General features: G+C 37.1%; 23 protein-coding genes. 11 read left to right on the forward strand and 12 right to left on the reverse strand.

The genetic code is table 11. The annotated features are described in order from the left end of the window. Nucleotides 1-5 precede the first annotated feature (5 nt). Nucleotides 6-2102, reverse strand: coding sequence for a S9 family peptidase (locus tag M900_RS03015; RefSeq protein ID WP_021273278.1), 2097 nt, complete (start codon nucleotides 2100-2102; stop codon nucleotides 6-8). Between the two features lie 195 nt (nucleotides 2103-2297). On the opposite strand from M900_RS03015, the gene M900_RS03020 reads away from it, so the two are divergent. The 4 genes from M900_RS03020 to M900_RS03035 all read left to right on the forward strand — a co-directional run bounded on the left by M900_RS03020 (nucleotide 2298) and on the right by M900_RS03035 (nucleotide 5527). Next, nucleotides 2298-2960 carry a thymidine kinase gene (locus M900_RS03020; protein WP_084703417.1) on the forward strand — a complete coding sequence of 221 codons (663 nt, stop codon included), beginning with the start codon at nucleotides 2298-2300 and terminating at the stop codon, nucleotides 2958-2960. 94 nt (nucleotides 2961-3054) lie between these two features. Next, entirely contained in the window at nucleotides 3055-3570 is a 516-nt protein-coding gene (hpt, locus tag M900_RS03025; protein WP_021273117.1) for a hypoxanthine phosphoribosyltransferase, read from the forward strand. Further along, entirely contained in the window at nucleotides 3560-4570 is a 1011-nt protein-coding gene (locus M900_RS03030; protein WP_021273563.1) for a GHMP kinase, read from the forward strand. Before hpt ends, M900_RS03030 begins: the two co-directional genes overlap by 11 nt. A 39-nt stretch (nucleotides 4571-4609) precedes the next feature. Beyond that, nucleotides 4610-5527, forward strand: coding sequence for a hypothetical protein (locus M900_RS03035; protein WP_021273207.1), 918 nt, complete (start codon nucleotides 4610-4612; stop codon nucleotides 5525-5527). On the opposite strand, the gene M900_RS03040 is transcribed toward M900_RS03035, so the two are convergent. Continuing rightward, complete coding sequence (locus M900_RS03040) at nucleotides 5508-6005, reverse strand: hypothetical protein (protein ID WP_021273076.1); 498 nt, start codon at nucleotides 6003-6005, stop codon at nucleotides 5508-5510. The two genes, M900_RS03035 and M900_RS03040, sit on opposite strands and share 20 nt — an antisense overlap. A gap of 23 nt (nucleotides 6006-6028) precedes the next feature. On the opposite strand from M900_RS03040, the gene M900_RS03045 reads away from it, so the two are divergent. Continuing rightward, nucleotides 6029-6961 carry a calcium/sodium antiporter gene (locus tag M900_RS03045; RefSeq protein ID WP_021273068.1) on the forward strand — a complete coding sequence of 311 codons (933 nt, stop codon included), beginning with the start codon at nucleotides 6029-6031 and terminating at the stop codon, nucleotides 6959-6961. 9 nt (nucleotides 6962-6970) lie between these two features. Here M900_RS03045 and smpB read toward each other — a convergent pair whose 3' ends face one another. The 9 genes from smpB to M900_RS03090 all read right to left on the reverse strand — a co-directional run bounded on the left by smpB (nucleotide 6971) and on the right by M900_RS03090 (nucleotide 15465). Further along, nucleotides 6971-7420, reverse strand: a complete 450-nt coding sequence (gene smpB / locus M900_RS03050) for an SsrA-binding protein SmpB (RefSeq protein ID WP_021273521.1) — start codon at nucleotides 7418-7420, stop codon at nucleotides 6971-6973. A 2-nt stretch (nucleotides 7421-7422) separates the two neighbouring features. Next, nucleotides 7423-8220, reverse strand: a complete 798-nt coding sequence (gene rsmA / locus M900_RS03055; protein ID WP_021273453.1) for a 16S rRNA (adenine(1518)-N(6)/adenine(1519)-N(6))-dimethyltransferase RsmA — start codon at nucleotides 8218-8220, stop codon at nucleotides 7423-7425. Next, nucleotides 8220-9278: a tRNA (adenosine(37)-N6)-threonylcarbamoyltransferase complex transferase subunit TsaD gene (tsaD, locus tag M900_RS03060; protein ID WP_021273338.1), complete on the reverse strand. Its 1059-nt coding sequence runs from the start codon at nucleotides 9276-9278 to the stop codon at nucleotides 8220-8222. The genes rsmA and tsaD overlap by 1 nt, the downstream gene beginning before the upstream one ends. A gap of 35 nt (nucleotides 9279-9313) precedes the next feature. After that, complete coding sequence (locus tag M900_RS03065; RefSeq protein WP_021273251.1) at nucleotides 9314-10912, reverse strand: multiheme c-type cytochrome; 1599 nt, start codon at nucleotides 10910-10912, stop codon at nucleotides 9314-9316. A gap of 9 nt (nucleotides 10913-10921) precedes the next feature. Continuing rightward, nucleotides 10922-11686, reverse strand: a complete 765-nt coding sequence (locus M900_RS03070; protein ID WP_021273214.1) for a tol-pal system YbgF family protein — start codon at nucleotides 11684-11686, stop codon at nucleotides 10922-10924. A 17-nt stretch (nucleotides 11687-11703) separates the two neighbouring features. Then, nucleotides 11704-12003: a DUF4398 domain-containing protein gene (locus M900_RS03075; RefSeq protein ID WP_034730879.1), complete on the reverse strand. Its 300-nt coding sequence runs from the start codon at nucleotides 12001-12003 to the stop codon at nucleotides 11704-11706. A 3-nt stretch (nucleotides 12004-12006) separates the two neighbouring features. Next, complete coding sequence (gene pal, locus M900_RS03080; RefSeq protein ID WP_021273063.1) at nucleotides 12007-12504, reverse strand: peptidoglycan-associated lipoprotein Pal; 498 nt, start codon at nucleotides 12502-12504, stop codon at nucleotides 12007-12009. 119 nt (nucleotides 12505-12623) lie between these two features. Continuing rightward, complete coding sequence (locus tag M900_RS03085; protein WP_021273349.1) at nucleotides 12624-14411, reverse strand: PAS domain-containing sensor histidine kinase; 1788 nt, start codon at nucleotides 14409-14411, stop codon at nucleotides 12624-12626. A 52-nt stretch (nucleotides 14412-14463) separates the two neighbouring features. Further along, the gene (locus tag M900_RS03090) at nucleotides 14464-15465 is read right to left on the reverse strand and encodes a hypothetical protein (protein ID WP_021273248.1); all 1002 of its coding nucleotides are present in this window, start codon (nucleotides 15463-15465) and stop codon (nucleotides 14464-14466) included. Nucleotides 15466-15712: 247 nt separating this feature from the next. Between M900_RS03090 and M900_RS03095 the strand changes: the two genes are divergently transcribed. From M900_RS03095 to M900_RS03110, 4 genes are all read left to right on the forward strand, one after another. Then, nucleotides 15713-16561, forward strand: coding sequence for a serine protease (locus M900_RS03095; protein WP_021273057.1), 849 nt, complete (start codon nucleotides 15713-15715; stop codon nucleotides 16559-16561). 212 nt (nucleotides 16562-16773) lie between these two features. Beyond that, complete coding sequence (hpf, locus tag M900_RS03100; protein ID WP_021273125.1) at nucleotides 16774-17109, forward strand: ribosome hibernation-promoting factor, HPF/YfiA family; 336 nt, start codon at nucleotides 16774-16776, stop codon at nucleotides 17107-17109. A 95-nt stretch (nucleotides 17110-17204) separates the two neighbouring features. Then, nucleotides 17205-17657, forward strand: a complete 453-nt coding sequence (locus M900_RS03105) for a hypothetical protein (RefSeq protein WP_021273173.1) — start codon at nucleotides 17205-17207, stop codon at nucleotides 17655-17657. Next, nucleotides 17647-20283: a hypothetical protein gene (locus tag M900_RS03110; protein WP_021273241.1), complete on the forward strand. Its 2637-nt coding sequence runs from the start codon at nucleotides 17647-17649 to the stop codon at nucleotides 20281-20283. Before M900_RS03105 ends, M900_RS03110 begins: the two co-directional genes overlap by 11 nt. 1 nt (nucleotide 20284) lies before the next feature. Here the strand turns inward: M900_RS03110 and M900_RS03115 are convergent, their stop codons facing one another. Continuing rightward, entirely contained in the window at nucleotides 20285-20626 is a 342-nt protein-coding gene (locus tag M900_RS03115; protein WP_021273375.1) for a DMT family protein, read from the reverse strand. A gap of 104 nt (nucleotides 20627-20730) precedes the next feature. Between M900_RS03115 and M900_RS03120 the strand changes: the two genes are divergently transcribed. Together M900_RS03120 and M900_RS03125 are read left to right on the forward strand one after the other, a co-directional pair. Continuing rightward, nucleotides 20731-21201, forward strand: coding sequence for a hypothetical protein (locus M900_RS03120; RefSeq protein WP_021273529.1), 471 nt, complete (start codon nucleotides 20731-20733; stop codon nucleotides 21199-21201). 134 nt (nucleotides 21202-21335) lie between these two features. Continuing rightward, nucleotides 21336-21737, forward strand: coding sequence for a bacteriohemerythrin (locus tag M900_RS03125; protein ID WP_021273467.1), 402 nt, complete (start codon nucleotides 21336-21338; stop codon nucleotides 21735-21737). Nucleotides 21738-21744 lie beyond the last annotated feature (7 nt).

Raw genomic sequence — 21744 nt, forward strand, 5'->3', positions numbered from 1 at the left:
TCAATCTAATCAAGCATATCAAAGCAGTTGAGGACAAAGCTATAATTGAAGGCCTTGTCTTCAATCCACTCGTATCTCTTTGAAGCACCAGCATGTCCAGCATTCATTTTCATCTTTAACAGAAGAAGATTGTCATCAGTTTTAAGTTCTCTAAGTTTTGCCACCATCTTTGTTGGTTCCCAGTATGTTACCTGCTCATCAGATATTCCTGAATTATAAAGAGTATTTGGGTAATTTTGTGCCCTAACATTATCATATGGAGAATAGCTCATCATGTACTCAAAATCTTCTTTGGATTTAATCGGATTTCCCCATTCTTCCCACTCCGGAGGTGTCAGAGGGAGTGTTTCATCAGAGATTGTATTAATCATATCAACGAAGGCCACATCAGCAATCACGCATTTAAAGAGATCTGGTCGCATATTTGAAACTGCGCCCATTAAAAGTCCTCCTGCACTCCCTCCATTGGCCGCGATCATTCCCGCTGAAGTATAACCCGTTTTGATGAGGTGTTCGCATGAGCTGATATAGTCTTTAAATGTATTGAGCTTGTGGTGCATTTTACCTTTTAGGTACCAATCATTTCCTTTTTCATCTCCACCTCTAATATGTGCAACAACGAAGCTAAAGCCTCTATCAACTAGGGGATAAAAATTAGATGAGAAACCAACTGGCATACCAAGTCCATAGGAACCATACGCGTAAACAAATGCTGGGGCTTTGCCATCCTCTATAAAATCTTTCTTTGTGATAATTGTTAGTGGAATGAGCTCTCCATCGTGAGAGGGAGCATAGTCTCTTCTTACCTTATATAAAGACGGATCATAATTTGGAACGATGTCAGTATCAACAACCTTCATTTCAAGAGTTGAGATATTAAGATCAATATCTTGTGATGGTTGAACAGGTGATTGGTAGTAGATTCTTAGAACTTCACTATTGTTGTCGTAAGCTCCAAACATACTGAGATGATAAACTTCATCTTGAAATTTAACTTTCTTTTCCTCTTTAGTTTTTATATCAACAATTGAAAGTTCTGGGATTGCTGTTGTCGTATTATTGGCCTCAATGACAAGTTTTCCTGCGTAGATGTCGAAGTCAGTGATATAAAGTGAAGGACTCTCTTTAACGAAGACTTCCCAGTTTTTCATATCAATAATTTTATCGTGGTCCGCTTCAACTTTAAAAATTTGAAAGTTTTGAGCGTTTCCTTTATTGGTACTGATATAGAAGTTTCCGTCCCAATGATCAAGCTCATAACTAATGTCATTGTCGCCCGTTACAAAAAGCTTGAACTCTTTATCTGTGCCTTTTAGAGAATGATAGAAAACAGCACTTGAAGCACCACTTGCTAGATTTAGAACCGCATAGGCCTTATCACTTGTTTGGCCCATGCTCATAAACATATTACTATATTCATTTGGTTTAGTGAAAATAAGCTTCTTCTTCTCTGGTCCTTCAAAAATATTGAAGCTATACACTTTTGCTCCACGAGAAAATTCATCTCTTTCCACGTAGTAAATATCAGTGTCTCCAACCCACATATAAGACCCATTTGAGTTTTCAACTTGATAGTCAAAATCTTTTCCTGTTTGTAGATCACGAATTTTTATTGTTGCTTCCATTGAGCCTGAAGTATTGAAAGCATAAGCGAGATAAGTATTCGCCTCATTAATTGATCTTCCTTTTAAAATGTAGAGATCGTGTTCTTTTGCTTCAATATTTGTATCAAAGTAAACCTCTTCTGCTGCCTCAAGGCTTCCTTTTTTTCGACAATGTCTTGGATAATCTTCACCTTTAACAGTCACGGTATAGTAGAAGTAATCACCTTTTAGAATTGGGAAAGTCTTATCATCTTCATTGATACGTCCAAGAATTTCTGCGTACATTTTCTCTTGGAATTTTTCGAAGTGTTTTGTGGCTTCTTTTGTATATTCATTTTCTTCGTCGATATATTTCTTTACTTCAGGATTTTTGAAATTGAGATTTCCGCTGATGAATTCTTTCCAGTTCTCATCACGAAGCCATGCATAATTATCAACACGCTTGTGACCATGTTGAATAATTTCTATTGGATGCTTTGGAGCAAGAGGTTTTTTCATGATTTTTATCCTTTCTGAATTCTTTGTTAGATTTTGTAAGTAATCACATCTTACCGAAATTAAAAGCAAAATGGAATGACCCAGGGCGCGGCCGGCCTGACGATTTTGCCAAAAAATGCTTTAATAGATCTTACACAATACACACAAAACTTTTTATTTTGAGACATTAATTGACATTAGCGAAAGGAGTTCGAGATGTCCTACTTAGGAAACCACATGCACATGAGCGGCGGAATTGAAGTCGTATGCGGACCAATGTTTTCAGGAAAAACTGAAGAGCTAATCCGTAGAGTTAAAAGAGCGCAAATTGCTCGCCAAAAAGTACAAATTTTTAAACCTGCAATTGATGACCGTTATCACGCAACTGACGTGGTTTCTCACTCGTCACAGGCCATTGAAGCAACACCTGTTAAGGACGCTTTAGATATTCTTCAAAAGGTTTTCGATTCAACAAGAATCGTCGCTATCGATGAAGTTCAATTCTTTGATGCAACAATTACAAAGGTTGTACAAAAATTAGCACGTCGCGGAATTCGCGTGATTTGTGCTGGTCTTGATCAAGATTCTTGTGGAGAGCCGTTTGGTCCAATGCCACAACTTCTTTGTATTGCAGATGATGTAATGAAAATTCAAGCTATCTGTACTGTATGTGGTGCACCAGCGACGAAGAGTTATAGAAAACCAACTAAGAACCAGGATCAGGTTCTAGTAGGTGAGTCTGATATGTATGAAGCGAGATGTCGCTCACACTTTGACTACTTTGGAGAAGAGGAAGATGTGATGGCATTTTCAATCTCTCTTGGTGGATTAAAGAGAATTAATGAAAATGGTCAGGCTGAAATAGCTGCAAAAGACTAACAAATTTATAACGGAGAGAATGACTTAATTCTCTCCATTCTCATCCTTTTCTGTGTTACAATTTTTTCGCATATTCATTTAAAGCGAGGAAGTTATGTCTCACAAAGTCTTTATTTCACAGGAACAAATTTCAAATCGAGTCAAAGAATTAGCAAGAACGATTGACCAGGATTTTTCTGGTGAGGAAATTGTTGTTATTGGCGTTTTAAATGGCGCTTTTATGTTTGTTGCAGATCTTATTAGAGAAATCAAATCTCCTATCATTCTCGATTTTATCGCGGCTTCTAGCTACGAAGGTACAGAGAGCACAGGAAATCTGAAAATCCTAAAAGATATTAAAGTCGATATCAAAGATAAGAATGTTATTCTAGTCGAAGATATTGTTGATACAGGATTAACAATCAAGGAACTTCAAAAAGATCTTAAAGATCGTGGACCAAAGAGTCTTAAGCTTTGTTCGCTTCTTCATAAACCAGCAAGAACAATTCATGAAAATAAAATTGATTATCTAGGATTTGAAATCGAAGATAAGTTTGTTATCGGTTATGGCCTAGATTTCGATGGGAAATATAGAGAGTTACCATATATTGGAGTTTACGGTGAGAGTTAATGTTGAAGGGTCTGTAAGAGTAGACCTTCTAGGGGGAACGATTGATCTTGTTCCAATTAATCAAATCTTAAGGGACACAGTTACACTAAATATTGCAACATCTCTTAAAGCAAAAGTGGAAATTGAAGAAGTTGACTTCGATGGAATTATAATCGAGTCAAAAGATTATAACTCAACAACAAAGTTTAATTCTTCTGACTTTACCATTGAAAACTTCGACGGCGAACATTTTGGAGCTTTAAGTTTTGTCTGCCAAATTCTTGCTCATTTTAAGCTTACAAAAAATGCAAAGGTAACACTTGAATCAGGATCTCCTCCTGGTGCCGGACTTGGTGGGTCCTCATCAATGGGCGTGACCCTTTATAAGGCCCTTGCAAAATATCTGGATCAGGATTTTGATCGTTTAAAAGCAATTAATGTCGTACAAAATATTGAGTCCAAAATTCTCAATATGGGACCATGCGGATATCAAGATTACTATCCGGCACTGTTCGGCGGCGTTCTCGCTCTTGTTCCAACAAACTCACGCGTGCGTGTTGAACAACTTTACTCGGAAGAATTAAAAGAATTCTTGGAAAATAGAATTACTCTGATTTACTCAGGTGCGCTTCGCTTTTCGGCAATCAACAACTGGGAAGTTTATAAAGACTTCTTTGATAAGAGAAATGGTGTACGTGAAGGGCTTACAGAGATTGCAAAATTATCTCGTGAAGCTTATCAGGCTATTTTAGATAATCGCTTCGAAGAGCTTCTTGAACTTATCACGAGAGAGGGACAAGTTAGAGAAAGTTTATTTGAAGGCATTGTGACACCAGAGATTAGAGATTTTTTCAATCAATTAAAGAGCAAAAGTCTCGCTGACGGCATGAAAATGTGCGGAGCAGGTGGTGGAGGATGTTTTATTATTGTCCATAAAGCAAATCTTCATGATAAAATAAAAGAAGAAGCAGTGAATGCTTCAATGAAGGTATTAGACTTCAAACTTACTAACGTTATTTAGGACTTTGATTTGGCAGAACATCGAGTAGCAGGACTCAGTATGAAAGGTGGAAGAAAGGATAACTTTTACTTCTGCCTCCTTGATCACTTTGAAGAAAGTAATCGCTGGTTCTTAAAGTCCGTTTTACAAGTTAAAGATGACGATGAAGTTCAAGATGGTGACGATGCTATTCGTTCATGGATTGAGAAATATGAGATTGATAATCTTGTTATTGATTTCCCTCTGACGAGACCTGCTTGTTATGACTGTGAACTTGAATGTCCTGGTATATCTAAGTGTCCTGTTCCCGAAGTGGAGTATGTACGAAATCAGGCACAAGATATTCTTGATAAAGATATGGAGCTTCTTGAAAAGCATCCAAAAGGTTATGAAAGAGATCGAAATATTGATGATCTCTTTGATTACTCTCGTGACATCTTTGATAAGTGGCCTGTTGAGCATCTTCTTTCAAGATCTTTTAAGAGAAGATTGAAAAAAGGTTTTCTGCCTTACTGGAATAGACCTCTTGATTTTTGGATCTGGTGTTTCTATCACGATCAACTTTTAAAACTCTTTAAAACAACATTTGATTCTTTTGGAAATACATCTCTAATGGTGGTTTCACGTTTCTCATACATGAAGAGGCATTTCCCAAAGAATCTTTCGATGCATGAAGCAAATGTGAATCTCATTCTCATTGAGCTAATTCGATCGAAGGTCTTACTTGTTAAGAATATTGTTAATATGTCTGATCTTGAACTTGGGGTTGAGGCGAGACTTGATATTATTAAGAAAATTGAAAGTAAGCTTAATATTTTTATCTATGATCACGATTTGGATATTCTTGTGAAGAATCCTCGCGCTTTTGATTCATTCTTACTTGCGATTGCGGGACAGAGAAAATTATTAAATCAGATTATCAATCCACCGGAGTGGACTGATCCTTTAAAGACGAACTTTATTTTACCGGCTTTTTAACTTTTTCTTTAGCCTTTTCATAAAATTTGATTCCTTGATTCAACCAAAGAAAAGCAATACCTATTATTAGAAAACCAATGTTGAAAAGATTTTTTAAATCAAATACAGCAAAGAGTGGCATCAAAATACCGGCACTTAGAGAATAGAATTTGATATATGAAAGTGCACCTTTCTTTTCTTTGAAGTAGTAGAGTAGATAAACAATCACATGCACAATCAGATAAACCGAAAGAATTGATACTAAAGTTAAAATCATTAATTCCCAAAGTTGAGCAATATATTCTTGAGGAAGTTCAACGGCTTGCCCCCCTGCTTGGCCAATGACATCCAATGCAAGCTTGAGTGATTTATCAAATTGCTCTTTATTGCCAAAACCCTTCCATAAATAAGAACAAATATAGAGGTCAGCAATAAAAGGGATGAGAATAGTTAGAAATTTGAAGTTTTTTTCGTTAGTATTAGAGTATTGTTTTTTCATCCTTTAATTATTGGAAAGAATTTATGGTTTTACAAGTATTACTACTCGCATTATCAATTGTTATGCTTTACTACGGAGCAGAATTTGCACTTGAAGCTGCTGAAAAAATTGGTATGGCCCTGGGGTTATCTCCACTGGTTATCGGACTTTTAATTGTTGGCTTTGGAACTTCACTTCCTGAGTTTTTTGTTTCACAAATTTCAGCTCTTGATGGGAACCCGCAAATTGCTCTTGGAAATATTGTTGGTTCAAATATTGCTAATCTTTTTTTGATTCTTGGAATCTCTGGTTTTATGACTGAACTTTTTGTACAGAGAAAAGAAATTAAGATCCAGTTTTACCTTCACCTTGGTATTACCTCTATCCTTGCTTTTGTTCTCTTTCAAAACAGACTTTATCCTTGGGCAGCCGGACTATTTGGAGCATTCTTCGCTTTCTACTTATATGATACTTTTAAGCAGATGATGAAGCAGCGTCATCTTTCAGATTATGATAACTCAACAGATCGAGAACGTCCTCATGCTAAAGAATTTCTCTTTTTAGCAATTGGCTTTGTACTTCTCTATCTTGGGGGAGAGTTGCTAGTAGACTCTGGAACTGAGCTTGCTAAGGCCGTTGGTGTATCAAGTTATGTTATCTCCGCTGTCTTTGTTGCATTTGGAACTTCATTTCCTGAGCTTGTGACAGCAATTATGGCGTGTATTAAGAAAAAGAATACCGATCTTATTACAGGTAATATTATTGGATCGAATATTTTCAATGTGGCATTTGTTCTTGGGAGTTTATCTTTCTATAATATACCAATTGAAAATGACTTTACGATTGAGATCGTTTGTCTTTTATTTGCTTCATTATTTCTCATTGGATTAACTTTATTAAAGAAGAACTTTGGAAGATTAAGTGGTTTGATCTTTCTAGGTTTTTATGTCTATTCAGTATTCAACTGGGTTTCTTAGAAGCCCAGTTTAGAAATCATCACCTCGTCTAAGCTTGCGCTCGACATCTTTCTTGGCCTGATCTTGTCTCTTGTCGTGAAGCTTCTTACCGCGTCCTAGCGCGATCTCAACCTTAACTTTGGAACCTTTGAAATAAATCATTGTTGGAATGATTGTCATTCTTTGAGTTTTTGCGACGTGAGCAAACTCTTCAATCTCGGCCTTATTTAAAAGAAGCTTTCTTTTTCGTGCTTCTTCGTGGTTGAAGCGATTACCAAATTCATACTGGGCAATTTTCATATTGTTGATCCACATCTCGCCCTTATCATCGATTGTAATGTGAGATTCGCCAATTGTTACTTTGCCTTCGCGTAAACTTTTAACTTCCGTTCCAACAAGAACGATTCCAGCTTCAGTTTTCTCTTCAAGAGCGTAGTCGAAAGAGGCCCTTTTATTTTTTGCGATGACTTTAATACCCATAATTAATCTTTTAGTTTCTTATAAAGTTGTTGAATTTTATTAAGCTCGAGAGCTTCAGCTCTAACCGTTGTCTGGAGTCCAAGACTTGTTAGTGCTGCTTCAATTTTATCACTACTTGCATAGGTCTTCAAAACATTACCGAGCTGTTTTCTCTTAAACTTGAATATTGTACGTAGGTAATTTTCAAGATTTGAGAATTCACTTAATGGAATTATTGGTTCTTCTTTTCTTCTAAAGGTAATTACCGCAGAGTCCACTTTCGGTGGCGGAATAAATGCCCCTGGAGGAACTTTGCAGAGTAGGGAAGCGTCAAAGTATGTAAGGCTAAGGCCCATAAGTGAGCCCATATAGTTTTTCTTCGATGCGAATGGGAATACCTTATCAGCAACTTCTTTTTGGAACATCAGTGTCATGTACTTTATCTCTGGTGTTTGCAAGAACTTGATGAGAAGTGGAGTACTCACATTATATGGAAGGTTTGAAACAAGCCAAAGATCTTTTTCAATTCCGCGTTCCTTGATGAAAGCGGAGAAGTCGACTTCAAGAGCATCAGTGAAAGTAATGTGATCAGTTGGAAGAATATCTCCAAGATATTCGATCATACGCTCATCTTTTTCGATAACGTGTAATGGTTTTCCATGGGCCTGAAGTTTTTCTGTAAGAATTCCTGGTCCTGGACCTACTTCAATGATGTTCTTTGAACTCGTTGCGAAGTCGTTGGTGATCTGGTCAATAACCTTTTGGTCATTTAAGAAGTGTTGACCTAGGTCTTTATTGGCCATTGGCAGTTTCTTGGCCATTACTTATCCTTTGTTTTATTTTTTGAAATAAAACGGCTTCTCGCATCGAGATTTAATGTTTCTGGGTATTCTATCGCATCCCCTTGGATACGTAGAGCATAGTTTGCAATCATTGCTCCATTATCAGTACAAAACTTTGGTTCTACAAAGTGTACATTTTGGAAGCTTTCATTCAGTGCGCTTCTAAGTCTTGAGTTGCATGCAACACCACCACCAACAACGATTGGTAGTTTGGCGCCAACTTTTTTGAGTGCATATTTAAGCTTTAGTTTGAGTGCTTTGACGATTGCCTCTTGGTAAGAAGCACAAACATCGAGATGGGCCTGAGTGAGGTTATCTCTATTTTCATCGGTCACATAAAGCTCTGGATTATTTTCTAAGAATTGGCGAAGTGCTGTCTTTACACCAGAGAAACTTAGGTTGGCATCTTTTGAACCGCGAAGGCCGATTGGAAATTCATATTTTTCTGGGTCACCTTTCTTTGCATAGTCGTCAATGATGCGACCAGCTGGGTAGCCAAGACCCATGAGTTTTCCACCCTTGTCAAAAGCTTCTCCAGCCGCATCGTCGATTGTTGAACCAAGAATTTCAAATTCATCAGATCCAGTAACGTGCATATAAATACTGTGCCCACCTGAGACAAGAAGTCCGAGGTATGGGTATGAAACTTTCTGTGATAAATGAATGGCCTCAAGATGAGCATATAAGTGATTCACTGGAATAATTGGAGTCTTGTGAAGCATCGAAATTGTTTTAGCAGCATTGAGGCCTGTGAGTAGGGGACCAAGTAGGCCCGGGTAAGTCGTCACACCAATGCATGTAATATCTGAAAGAGAAATTTTTGCTTTTGTAATTGCTGTTTGGAGAAGGGGAGAAATCTTATCGAGATGATTTCTTGCCGCGATTTCAGGAACGACGCCGCCCCATGCACTAAGCATTTGTTCTTGTGAAAAACTTTCAAAGCTTAAAATCTCTGGGAAGTTTTCCCCGTTTGAGATTACAGCGATTGAGGTGTCGTCACAGCTCGTTTCAATTCCTAAAATTATGTTCTTCTTCATGTCTTGTTTCTAGCAAATTTCAAGAGTTGTAGCAACTATTTTGCAGGGCATCCTACGGACTTCATCATCGTTTTAATCTTCGAATCAGAAGCATCAAGGCTCATCCCATTCTTATCCTTGTCATACCACTCTGGAGATTGCTCTTTTGTGTGACATGATAAACAGTTATTCTTGATTTCCATGTGTCTCTGTTCAGGTGTTTTCTCTCCCTCTCCAACTGAGAATGGGTGATCTTGGTGCTGATTGTGACAGTTAAGACATTGAACATTTGCAAAATTGGTAGTGACTTCGAATTTCTTATCAATCGCTGCCCACTTGGTGCCAAGTTTTACAACATCGGCTTTCTTAAGTTTGCGGATACTTTCAACTCCGGTAAAAGCCTTTTTTACCTCGGCCCAGTAGTTATCAGATTTAGATTGATCCTTCATGTGAACGATGTCCTTAAAGTTGATAAAACCACCATCTTTTCCCATTCCCACAGAGTGGCACCCAATACATGAAGTATTGTTATGCTCATTGTTGATAAGTAGGGTAGCAAAGGCAATTGAGTGAGGAGTCTTTTGCCAATGATCAGCTTGGTCAGTGTGACATTCGAGACAGCTTTGCGCTGTTTTAATCTTCTGAGCACTTGCACTTGCTGTCATAAAAAATTTCTGTTCATCATCGCGAATTCTTTCAATCTGAGTTTTGTGCTCATCGATGAATGCGATGAATGGATTTGGTTCTAATTCTTTTTTCAGTTCTTCTCTAATTTCGTGATACTTAAATGGTTCTTCGATTTCAACTTTTGTTGGAATCATTACTTCACCAATATAGTGGTTCTTTGATAGAACTTGTACCAGCTTTGTCTGTCCCACTTCATTTGGAAAATTAGTAAAGCTTTGTGAGTGAGAGCCAATCACCCAACTAATTTGTGGAAACTTTTTAGCAAGCTCAACATCAGCGTCCATACCGGCATGAGAAAGAGCAAAGAGAAGATGGTTCTTGTTTTTATTGTCATAACCTTGCTCTTTTAGTTCAGGGAGAATTTTTTCAAGAGCTTTTTCTGGTGTTAAAAAATCTGGCTGAAACCCTTGCTGTAAAGTCGTAGGGTCAAGAAATCCAAGAAGGAAAATTTTCTTTTCCCCAAACTCAAGGATAACATATTTTTTGTGCTTGATTATATTTTCATCAGAGAGATTAGAAAGTAGAAATTGAAATTTAACTTTTTCTTGGACATTTCTAAGAAATCCCCACCCCAGGGCAAGGTCATGATCACCTGGGACCATATATTGAAGGCCTAGTTTATCAAGTCCTACAGCGAGATTCATCGCTGCAAAGGTAAGTGATTTCTGTAAGTGTTTTGGAATAACGCTTGAAGGAAATAGCGTATCGCCTGTATCAACATATAAAATTTCTTTTTCTTTTTTTAGTTTAGAAAATAGTCCTGCAACTTGTGGAAGACCACCAAGAGGAAAGTGACGACAACCACATGGATGAGTTTCACCCATAATTGAACTTGAAAAGACAATTGAAAAATGTGGTTTATCAATATTGATCTCGTCCGTATTATATTTTTGGTCGAGACCGATAAGAGTTTCACAGGAAGTTAGTAGAGCACCAAGTGCAATTGTTGATAGAATTTTTTTTAACACAAACTCCTCCTAGAGTTTAGAGAGCATCTCCTTCGCAGTTTTCACTCTCTTGTGTTTTGGAAACTTTGCAATCATTTCTTGCAGAGTTTGTTTGGCCTGTTCTTTTTGTCCTAGGCGATCAAATGTTCGGGCCAAATGAATAAGTCCATTAGCATTATATGTACTTGATGAATGCTCAGTATAAAGTCTAGAGAAATAAGTCATTGCGTCTTGGTTATTTTTTGTGATGTAGGAAACCATACCAAGATTGTGAAGGATTCGTGCTCGCTTCGAAGACTTATATTTGTTACTCGCTAGAAGAGCCTCGAGTAGGGGCTTGGCTTCAGAATACTTTCCTTTGCCATAAATTGACATCGCTTCATCATATTCATTTAATTTTTTTTTTGGAGCAGAAGCGCTTTTTAATGTTCCAAGAATCTCTTTAATAAACTTATCTTGATCAGCCAGACGAGTTTCGATAGAAGTCATTTTAACATTTTGATCGTTAACTTGAGTCGTTAGAGTTTTAATGATTTCTTCTAAGGCCTTGATTCTTTCATCCATCTTAGCCGTTGTTTCATTCTTTGAGTGTCCAGTTTCTTCTAGGACACCTTGGAACTCTTGCATTCTTTCTTCAAGATTTTGAAGTTTAACTGTTACATCAGCCGTTAACTTTTGGCCCTGTGACATTTGTACAGACATTGAGTTTATTAGTTGTTCACGTTTAATTTGTTCTTGTGTCTTACAGCTTGTAGCAATGAGAACAAGTAGTGAAAGTGATATTATTTTTTTCATAAGAATTTCCTAGGAAATTAGAGACTGTCTAAAGCTTTTTTCTTATATGCCTTAAATTCAGCTTGCTCTGCAAACTTCTGTGATAGTTCTGCGTATTTTTTTGCTTGGTTAAAGAATTTTCTACGATAGCTTGATTTAGCTTTTAGGTAGTAGTACTCAGATTTTCTATAAAGGTTAGGGGCAAGCGTTTGTGCTCCTGCATCTTTTGCTGCAATGAAAGCAGTCTGAGCATATGTCATTTCTAATTTAGGACGTGCGGTAGTTAAACCGCACGCCGTAAATATAAATAATGTTGAAAATAGAACAATATTCTTCATAGATTATTTTGCAGTAACTACAAAATTTCCTCTTCTATTTTGTGACCAAGCACCATCTTCGTGACCAAATGCAACTGGTCTTTCTTTACCGTAAGAAATTGTAGAAATTCTTCCAGCTGAAACACCCATAGCAACTAGGTAGTTCTTAATTGACTTAGCTCTTTTTTCTCCAAGAGCGATGTTGTACTGTACACCACCTCTCTCATCACAGTGACCTTCAACTTGTACTTCAACAGAAGTGTTCTCTTTTAAGAATTCAGCGTTTCTATCAAGAGTCGCTTTTGTTGAACCTGTAAGAGACGCAGAGTTGAAATCAAAGTAAACTGTAGAAAGTGCACCAGCTTTACCTGAATCTGAGTCACCATTAACTTCTAGGTTTGAAGAGTCTGCAGTTGAAACAGCAGGAGTTGATCCTTCTGAATCAGATTTAGTAGCTCCACCACCACAACTTGTAAGAGCTAAAGCACCAGCAAGAAATAGAACATTAAAAATTTTTTTCATCATATTCTCCTAATTAAAGTAGTTGGTTGTTATATAATTTTAATACATTATAATGTATTTTTCACATTTTAGGTATGGGAATTAAATTTCAATTAATACCATATCAAAATTCTCAACTATTATTTTGCTTGAAAAGGAAAAGTTAAAACAAATGTCGTATGATCAGCTTCGGCATCAATATAAATTTTTCCAAGATGCCTCTCTACAAGTTTCTTTACAACGCCCATCCCAAGACCTGTTCCGCGATTTTCACCTTTTGTTGTAAATAAAGTTTCAAATATATTTGCACGGATTTCTTCTGGAATACCTTTGCCACTATCTTGAAACTCGATCTTAATCATCGAGTTATCAGCACTGGCCTTAATCTCAATCCATTTATCTTCTAACTTTTCAATCGCATCGGCGGCATTATTAAGAAGGTTTAAAAATATCTGAGAAAGATCGGTTTCTGTGCAGAAAATGTTTAATTTTTCATTCACAGCTTGATAATTGACGGCAATGTTACGTGACTTCATCTTGGCATTTACCAATGATAAAGTTTTAGCAATTGTAGTTTTTATATTTACATTGATACTCTCTCCTTGATTCTTTCGAACAAGGATTGAGCGCATATTTTCAAAGATTTCTTCTATCTTTTCATAATTCATCTTAATCTCTGTGAGATTTGTCTTAATTGGAAGAGATTTTGCTCCCTGTAGTTGAAGTTCATCTATCTCATCTTCAAGATTTTCAATACTCAAAGATATAATGGATAGGGGAGTCATTACCTCATGAAGAATCTGTGCAGAAATTTCACCAATTGAACTCAATTTCTCCGAAACCATTAGCTCTTCGTTAAGTCGTTTGTTTTCAGTGAAATCTCTTTGAATCGCAAGGTACTGATAGATTCTACCAATTGAGTTTTTGAAAGGAATGACTGTTGTATCTACCCAAAAAAAACTTCCATTCTTTGCTTTGTTCTTTATCTGTCCATGCCAAACATCACCACGAGTAATTGTCTCCCACATCTCTTTCCAAAATTCATTTGAGTGAAAATCAGATTTTAATATGTTGTGACTTTTTCCAATTAACTCTTCACGTGAGTACTTTGAAATTTGGCAAAATTTGTCATTAACTTCGGTAATAACACCATAACGGTCAGTGATTGAAACGATAGAGGATTTATCCACGGCTTCACGATAATCCGCAGCTGTCCTTTCAATCTTTCTCGTCATTGTTAAATCTTGAATTGTTCCAATGACGACGGTCTCTTTTCCACGACTTAGTTTTGCCATGAATCTTGCTGTAGACGGCCTAAACTGTCCGGAAATAAAACTTAACTCCTCATCAAATGGAATTGTATTTTCAATAAGGTCTTTTAATTTTTGTTTGAATATATCGAGCGACTCTTTACGGAAGAACTGTTGCATTCGATCTAATGTCATGGCCGTAGATGTTGAGAGCTCATAGATCTTATAAACTTCATCATCCCATTTAACATAGTTGGCTTCAACGTGATATTCCCAAACTCCAATCTGAGCGAGTTTCTTAGCTTCTCCATAAATTTGAACATCGGAAGAGTTATGTGTCTCGAGAATTCTTCCTTGAGCAAAAATGACATCTTCCTTGTCGTCATAATATGCTGACCATTCGTAATGTGATATTATTCCTGTGCGAGATATTGCTCTAATTCTTTCTTTGACGTGTATTTTGGGATTCGTAAATACTTTCTCTAAAATGACTTTAAGCCTGACTTGATCATCTGGATGAGTAAATGACATGAAGCCGATTCTTTTATATTCTTCCTCACTTACTGAAAGGCTTTTCAACATCGCAGAATTTACGTAGAAGATTTCGAATTCCTTATTAAAAATAAGAACGGCATCATTCGATGTTTCAAGAAATTTTTTTATTTTATTTGTATTCATAATCCACCACTATTTATTGTCATGGATTATGAATTAATATGCTAAAAGAAAATTATTCCTGAGTTGTTAACTTGGATAATGTTTTGATCAGATTCTCATTCATCTGTGCTGGACTTAGTTTATCTATATCTGAGGCTATTTGCTTTCTAACTTCGATTACAATTGCTTTATAAAGATTTAAGAGAAGCTCTTTCTTTTCTTCTTCTGTCTCGGCCCAAAGATTAGAACCAATAAAGCGACGAGTTGGAGCTAGCATCCCATGCTCTTCATGCATATATGGACCTTTCATATTAAGTGAATTTGTGTCAAAGTCACGCGCAAGAACCATCTGGTATGAGCGATCATCAAGCTCATCGTAGTAAAGAGCGTTCACCATCGTGCGCTTACTTCCTGCGGCTAAAGCGGCAACAAGATCCGCAAATAGCTCATGGTAGGGACTAAGCATTCTATTCACTTTTAATGCCACCTTATTTTCTAGTCTTTTTTGTTCAGCTGATTTCAGCATGTCTGAATAAAAAGCAACCATATTCCCCGGATTACCGGCCTCAAAAGTTTTTTGAATCGTCAGACGAAGCGAACTAATCTTAAGTGAAATTTCTTTTAATTCCTTAAAGAAGTCTTCTTGTTCAAGCATCTTACTAAACACTGCGTGCCCATACTCGTGAGCAAGAACACTGTGGCTAGCGTAAAAGTCCCCATAGTAAGTCATTCCAAATTGTGAGTGAAAAGTGAGACGAAGTGGAACATAAATAATACTTCCCATGTCAAACGAAGCATTACTGTATTCTTTGTCGATAAATAAACTGATATCTGGAGTTACCGGAGAAATCTCGAAAACATTTTCTAGAGTCTGCATAAAAGAATCTATCTGGTCACATGTGAGATAATTTCCTTTTTGCGCTTTAAATGTGTTGAGTACAACAGTACCTTCCGTTGAAGCACATTGAACTCTTTCAATAGGTGCGGGCTGCTTAAAGGCCTTGATCTGGCCGTCGGCGAAAGAAAGAGATGAATAAATAGTTAAACTAAGTAATGTTATCAATTTATGTTTCATTGCGTTAGTTTACGTGATTTCAGTGGGGCATTGGGGAGAATTGTAATCTTTACAAACTGCTCCAGTTAAATGGGGACGGAATAGCCAGAGAATCAATAGATTTTAGTGGTTAACTCAATATTTTTTTGAGCAGCCGGATTTTCAGTAACTTAAGTGCTTAATCTATCTAGATAAAATAGAATTTCGTCCCCATTTAACGGGAGCAGTTTAGTGGACGAACCGAGGGGCTACATGCTAAAAAAATTGAATGAAAATCCTCATCGCAACACTACTACTTTTAAATACTTTCGCCCTCGATAAGGCGATTTACGACAACGACGATCGTCTTAACTTTCATGAGTTAACAGATCCTAAGCATATTGAGTGGGCGCACGCGACTGCGGCGATGATTGCATCATATGTAATTTACGAGGATGACAATAATCAGTCACGTATCAAAGGTAAAATGTTATCGCAGCAGGGAGTTTGCGAATATGAGAAATTTGCACGTGAGCTTACGGCTGCGGATTGTAGTGGATTTTTAATTTCGCCAGATACTCTTGTGACTGCTGGACACTGTATTAGAAAGAACTCTGACTGTGAAGGTTGGAGATGGGTGTTCGATTATCAAACAGGGCCCGACTATAAAATTGGGAAAACGTTACGAGTAAGTAACGATAATATTTATCGTTGTCAGCAAATTCTTGCCAGGGAGTTAAGTGACGATACGGACTATGCAATTATTAAGCTTGATCGTCCGGTTCTTGGTAGAAAGCCTCTAAAAATTAGAAAAGAAGGGCATGTGACTAAGGCTGATCAATTAACATTGATTGGATTTCCGTCTGGGTTACCGCTTAAAGTCGCACCTAATGCAAAGGTGATGTATCCAAATATTAGCCAAACATTCTTTTTAGCATCAACTGATTCGTTTGCTGGAAATTCAGGTTCGCCAGTGATTAATTCACAAACTGGTGAAGTAGAAGGAATTCTAGTTCGTGGAGAAGAGGATTACGTGAGAAGAAAAAAAGGATGCTTAGTTCCTAATGTTTGCACGACTCAAGACCACTGCGAAGGCGAGGCCGTGACAAAGATTTCAGAAATTCTTCCACATCTTTAAAAAAGGTTTGAAGCATAGTTAGTAACAATATTGATAATATGTTTTGATGTTCTTTTATTAACCTATACCTAGGTAACCTCCTGATTTTGACCACTATTTTTGTCAAATCTATGTAAAGAAAATTCATGTGAAAAATCACAGAAACTTGTTTTGATTTCTTCGTCTGAACGTACGATGATGTATTCAAGGAAACATCGAAACAAGGAGTATTGATGAAATTACAAGTTACTTTTAGAAATTTTGATCACACAGAAGCTCTCGATGGAATAATTAGAAAAAAGAGCGCGAAGCTTAAAAAATTTGCATCACCAAATGCACATATAACATGGAATTGCTTCGTTGATAGTAATGATCAGGTTTGTGAAGTTAATGTATCTGGATTCCATGGGCCAGATATTAGTGCGAAGGCAAAGTCAGAGTCACTATATAAGACAGTTGATATGGTGATTGATAAGCTTGAGGCACAGCTTAAGAAAAGACATCGCATGATGAATGCAAAAGTCCATGATAAGCGAGCAAGAAATTTTGATTCAGCGGAGGCTTCCTAAGGGAAGCCTTTTTTTTTGGTCAACGATTAATTCTAAAAAAGTATTTAAAAAATCCGATAAGCCTCTGAATATACTATTCTTACGAGGAATTTATTTTGAAAATCGCTATTTTATTTTGCCTAATCTCATTAACAACTTATGCTAAATGGAACTTCAAGTCTGACTATGGCCAGACGAAGATATATATTTCTACAGATGAGACGAGACTTACTTTGAATTACTCAGAGACGGAGAAGAAGAAAAAACAATTCTCTAAGAAGTTTGTTGATGGACTCAAGGAAGATAAGATTAAAATGCTTGGCCTTATGGGCGTTACAAATTGGACTGTCACACGCTCTGAAGTTTTTAAAGATACAAAAAGTACACGTGTCGAACTAGAGGGCTCATATGTTAACTCTAGTGGAGAAAAAGTTTTCTTTAAGGAGTTTCATTTTTATTCGGATATCAAAAAATTACAAATTCTACTTACAAACTCCTCAATTGAGAAACTCAATCAAGACGGAAAATTAGAGAATATTGCAAACTTCAGGGCCACACATGATCTTTAAAAAATTCTTAATCACTATATTCTTTGTTCAAGCACTATTTGCACAGGTGATGTCGAGTGAAGAATTCATCATGAAGCTACAAGAGACAAATAAGCTCGGTGTTTTTGATAGTGCCTCGATTGAGGTCTTTAAAAATACTTGTTCTTCAATAGATTCTACCATCCCCGCAAATGATGAGCTGAAATTCTTTTGTGACGTTGTAACGAAATCTGAGGTTTGCCAGACACAGAAAAAAGAAGATCTTCTGAATTGTTCAAATTTTGAGGAGTCTAAAGAATTTGACGTTATCGATTTTCTCGCGGGCTGCACGACAGGACTCTTTAATTCAGCAAAAGAACTATTAAGTTTTATTTGGGATGCTATGAAGTGGGTGTGGGAGAAAGGAACAAATCCAGGAAAGAGTTATCAAGAGGCATCAGAGTATGTTGACTCAGTAAAATTATATCTCGTTACTGAATATGATAAGGCTTACGATAAAGAGAGCTCGCCATTTAGAAGTGCCAAGGCTGCTAAAGCTGTTGGTGGGGCTATTGCGAAAATGCTTTATAAAGGAATTCAAGAATACTTATATAAAGAGTATCAAGAATTTGGCTGTTTAAACTTCCAGGCCCGTTCGGAAGTAGTTTGTAAAGTAGCTGGTGATTTTATTATTCCTCCAGCTGCAGCGTTTGCGTTTTTAAAGATGGGGCCGAAGGCATTTAAGGCCAGTGATAAAGTTAAAGACTTACTAGATAAACGAAAGGCCGTGGACCGTAAGAAACTATCAGAATCGAGTCTCGATAAAAAGTTAAGCGATAAGGAACACGAAGCGATAGAAAAGGCTCATATGGTTGGGGCTGGTGAACTCGGAGCCGATGGAAGCCTTGCTAAGGTTGGAAATTATTCACTCGCACAGTTAAAGGAAAAGGCAAAAATCCTAAAAGAAGCCGGTTTCTCTCCAAGCGAAGTAAGAAAGTTGATGGAAGATGGAATTGTTGGTCTTGGTGCTGATGACTTAAAAAAACTTTTTTCCGGAGCTGATAGAAAACGATTAGATTTAACTGGAGACAAGAGTGTCGATGAATTTAGAGATGCATATAACCGTGGTGACCTAAGTGGTGACGAGAAGTTTATTTCTTTTGTCGATGACAGTGGCAATAGAATAGCTGGAAAAGTTACGGGATCGAAGCAAGGAGAGTTGCTTGTCGAAACGTTTGAAGGAAAACGTGTTGCAGTTGGTGGAGAAAACTTAAAGTCTGTTCGTACTAGTGGTACTTCTCGTGAGGCCTTCTTAAAGAAAGACTTTGAGGTCGTTGATGGTTATCACCCAGGGATTGATTCCAGACCAATTGATAAGGATCTCAATTTTCTGCAGGAAGTAAATATTCCTCGCTCTAACGGTGGCTTTTCTAAGGGACAAGTTCTTGGGATGGAACCTAATGGGAAAATTCGTGTTCAATTTATGGATGGGGATAAGACATTTTATAAGGCCGTGGACAAGGAGAAGCTTGGTTATTCAAAGGCACCTAAGCCAAAATCTTCAGGACTCGCTTTAACAGGTAATGGACGAGTTGATATTTTTAGAGATGCATTTAATAAGGGTAATATCTCTGGAGATGCTAAGTATGTTTCTGTGATGCATGAAGGACAGCGTCTGCCTGCAAAGGTTAGTGATTTGAGACGAGATGGATTGTTTTTAGATGTTCGTGGAACTGATGGACAATTTTTTAAGAAACAAATTACCGATCGTGAAGGACTAGAAGGTATTAGAACAAGTGGAACGGCAAAAGAAGTTTTTTCTGACGCCATGTCGCGTCCACCTGCTCAAGTCATGAAAAATGATTTCAAGCTTGAAGTGCAGATGAGTAATGGAAAGAATTATCCTGTTGAGGTGGCCAAGCAGCTTCCGGATGGAAATGTTCAGGTAAATATTTTTAAAAATGGACAGTTTCATAGTAGTGCGGTGATATCTCCATCACAGCTAAAGCCTCGTGCTATTGCTCCACAATATTTCAATGTTAAATCGTTTATTGATGAGTTTGAAGCAGGGCTACCCCAGACATTTTATGGGCATCCACATCCAGAAGCAAGGAAGGGTTTTACTTTCCACAACGGTCAAAATGTTAATTTCAATCATCGAGATATTGATATAAATCTTGCTCGTGAAAAAGGTAAAATTTTTGATAATGTTAGACCAAGTGAGCTTCCGCCAGGTAAATATACTTACGTTATTGCAGCTGATGGAAGTGTTTCATTTGGTCGTGTTGATGATGCTCTAGAGTTTGGTGTTAAGCACCTTCATATCGCACAAGGAAGAAAGATTGCCGTCGCGGGAGAGGTGGACATACTACCAAATGGTGGCGCTGTATATAATGAACTTAGTGGAACATTTACGATGCAATCATATGCTGAAGCCGGACATTATCTGGGGGATTCTTATCAGAAGTTGTACCTTGATAAAATGGTTGGACTTGCTAACAGGTTCTTTACTTCTGATCCTAATCTTAAAGGAGTTGCCCGCACTGAAAAAGCCGTCTTTCCAACTGCAAAGCCTAATAAGCAAGATATGCTTGATATGTGTAACTTCTTACGAGCGAATGATATTGTGAGATATCGCGAGCTTCATTCGACGATGGTCTGTAACTAATTTAAGCTTTCAGGTCTTTGAAGATAAAAAAAACAGCACCAACCAAACATAGAGAAGCATAAAGAAAGTTCTTCGTCAGAGGAACTTTCATATACAGGACGCAGAAAATTGCAAAGATCGTCATGGTGATTACTTCTTGCATAATCTTTAGCTGTGGCAATGTAAAATATGAGATCCCTAGGCGATTCGCCGGAACTTGAAAAATATATTCAAAGAATGCAATGGCCCAGCTCACAACGATGGCCATCCAAAGAGGTTTTGCACTCATATCTTTTAAGTGAGCATACCAAGCGAAAGTCATGAAGATATTTGCGATGATGAGTAGCCCAATTGAACCAAACATTAAACCCTCTTTAAGTAGAATATTTCAGGTGTATAACCTTTATACAGCATATGGAGATTTTTCATAATTTAGAATAATCAACATTTAAAGTGTAGTATTAAAGAATGAAAAAGCTACTATTAATAATACTTTTGACAATTTCTGGAACTATTTCAGCTCGAAATTTCGACTATGTCTATGATGCCAGAAATGTCTTTGAATGTTTTAGTAGTGTGGACTTTAATGAATATTCCCCTTCAAGACGAAATATGGGATTTGATATCTGTCAGAAGGGATTTGACGGCATGATTTCTCCTCTTCATTGTTCCACTCTTGCAGACCGCTATTATGGCAATGCGGCTAAGAATATCGCGATGAACAAGTGTTTGGAGAATGCGCCAAGTTTTGGACTTTGTTTACAAATCGCAGATAATTTACCAGCTGTTCCGGCAAGGCATAGAGCCGCCTTGGGTTGCCTTGAAAGTTTTATCTCGGAAATTACGAAAGAAGATTGCTTACGCGTTGGTTGGAAATATAAACCATTAGAAAATAGAGTTAATGTTCTTTGTGAGGAATACTTTCCTAGTGAAGAATAAAAGTAACTAAGTCCTAATATCAATCATTTAAATAGCCTCTTGAAATAGCTCAATTTCTAGCCTGATAAATCTCATAAATATCTCAATAAAAATTCTGTATAATGGGTACGATAAGACTTCTGACAGGAGGATTTATGGCGGAATTTAATTGGGATAATTCACTTAGTGTTGGTGTAATTGAAATGGACAACCAGCATAAGGTATTGATTGATTTTATTAATAAGCTTGTTGATCAAATCGGTAGTGGTGATAATGCAGTTATATTACAAAAGTTCGATGAGCTTTCAGGATATGTCGTAAAACACTTTGAAGAAGAAGAAGCCCTTATGGATAAATTTGAGTTTAGTGGTGTAACGACACATAAACTAATTCATAAACAACTTCTTGAGCGTGTAGGAGAGTTTAGAGATAAAATTGTGGCCAATAGCCTTGATGGTGATGAACTCGTGAGATTTTTAAAGGTTTGGTTAACTTCACATATTAAGGGTATTGATATTAAGTATGGGAATGAAATAAATCAGAAAAAAGCTGCATAAATAGCAA

This window comes from Bacteriovorax sp. Seq25_V (assembly GCF_000447795.1).
Classification (GTDB): domain Bacteria; phylum Bdellovibrionota; class Bacteriovoracia; order Bacteriovoracales; family Bacteriovoracaceae; genus Halobacteriovorax_A.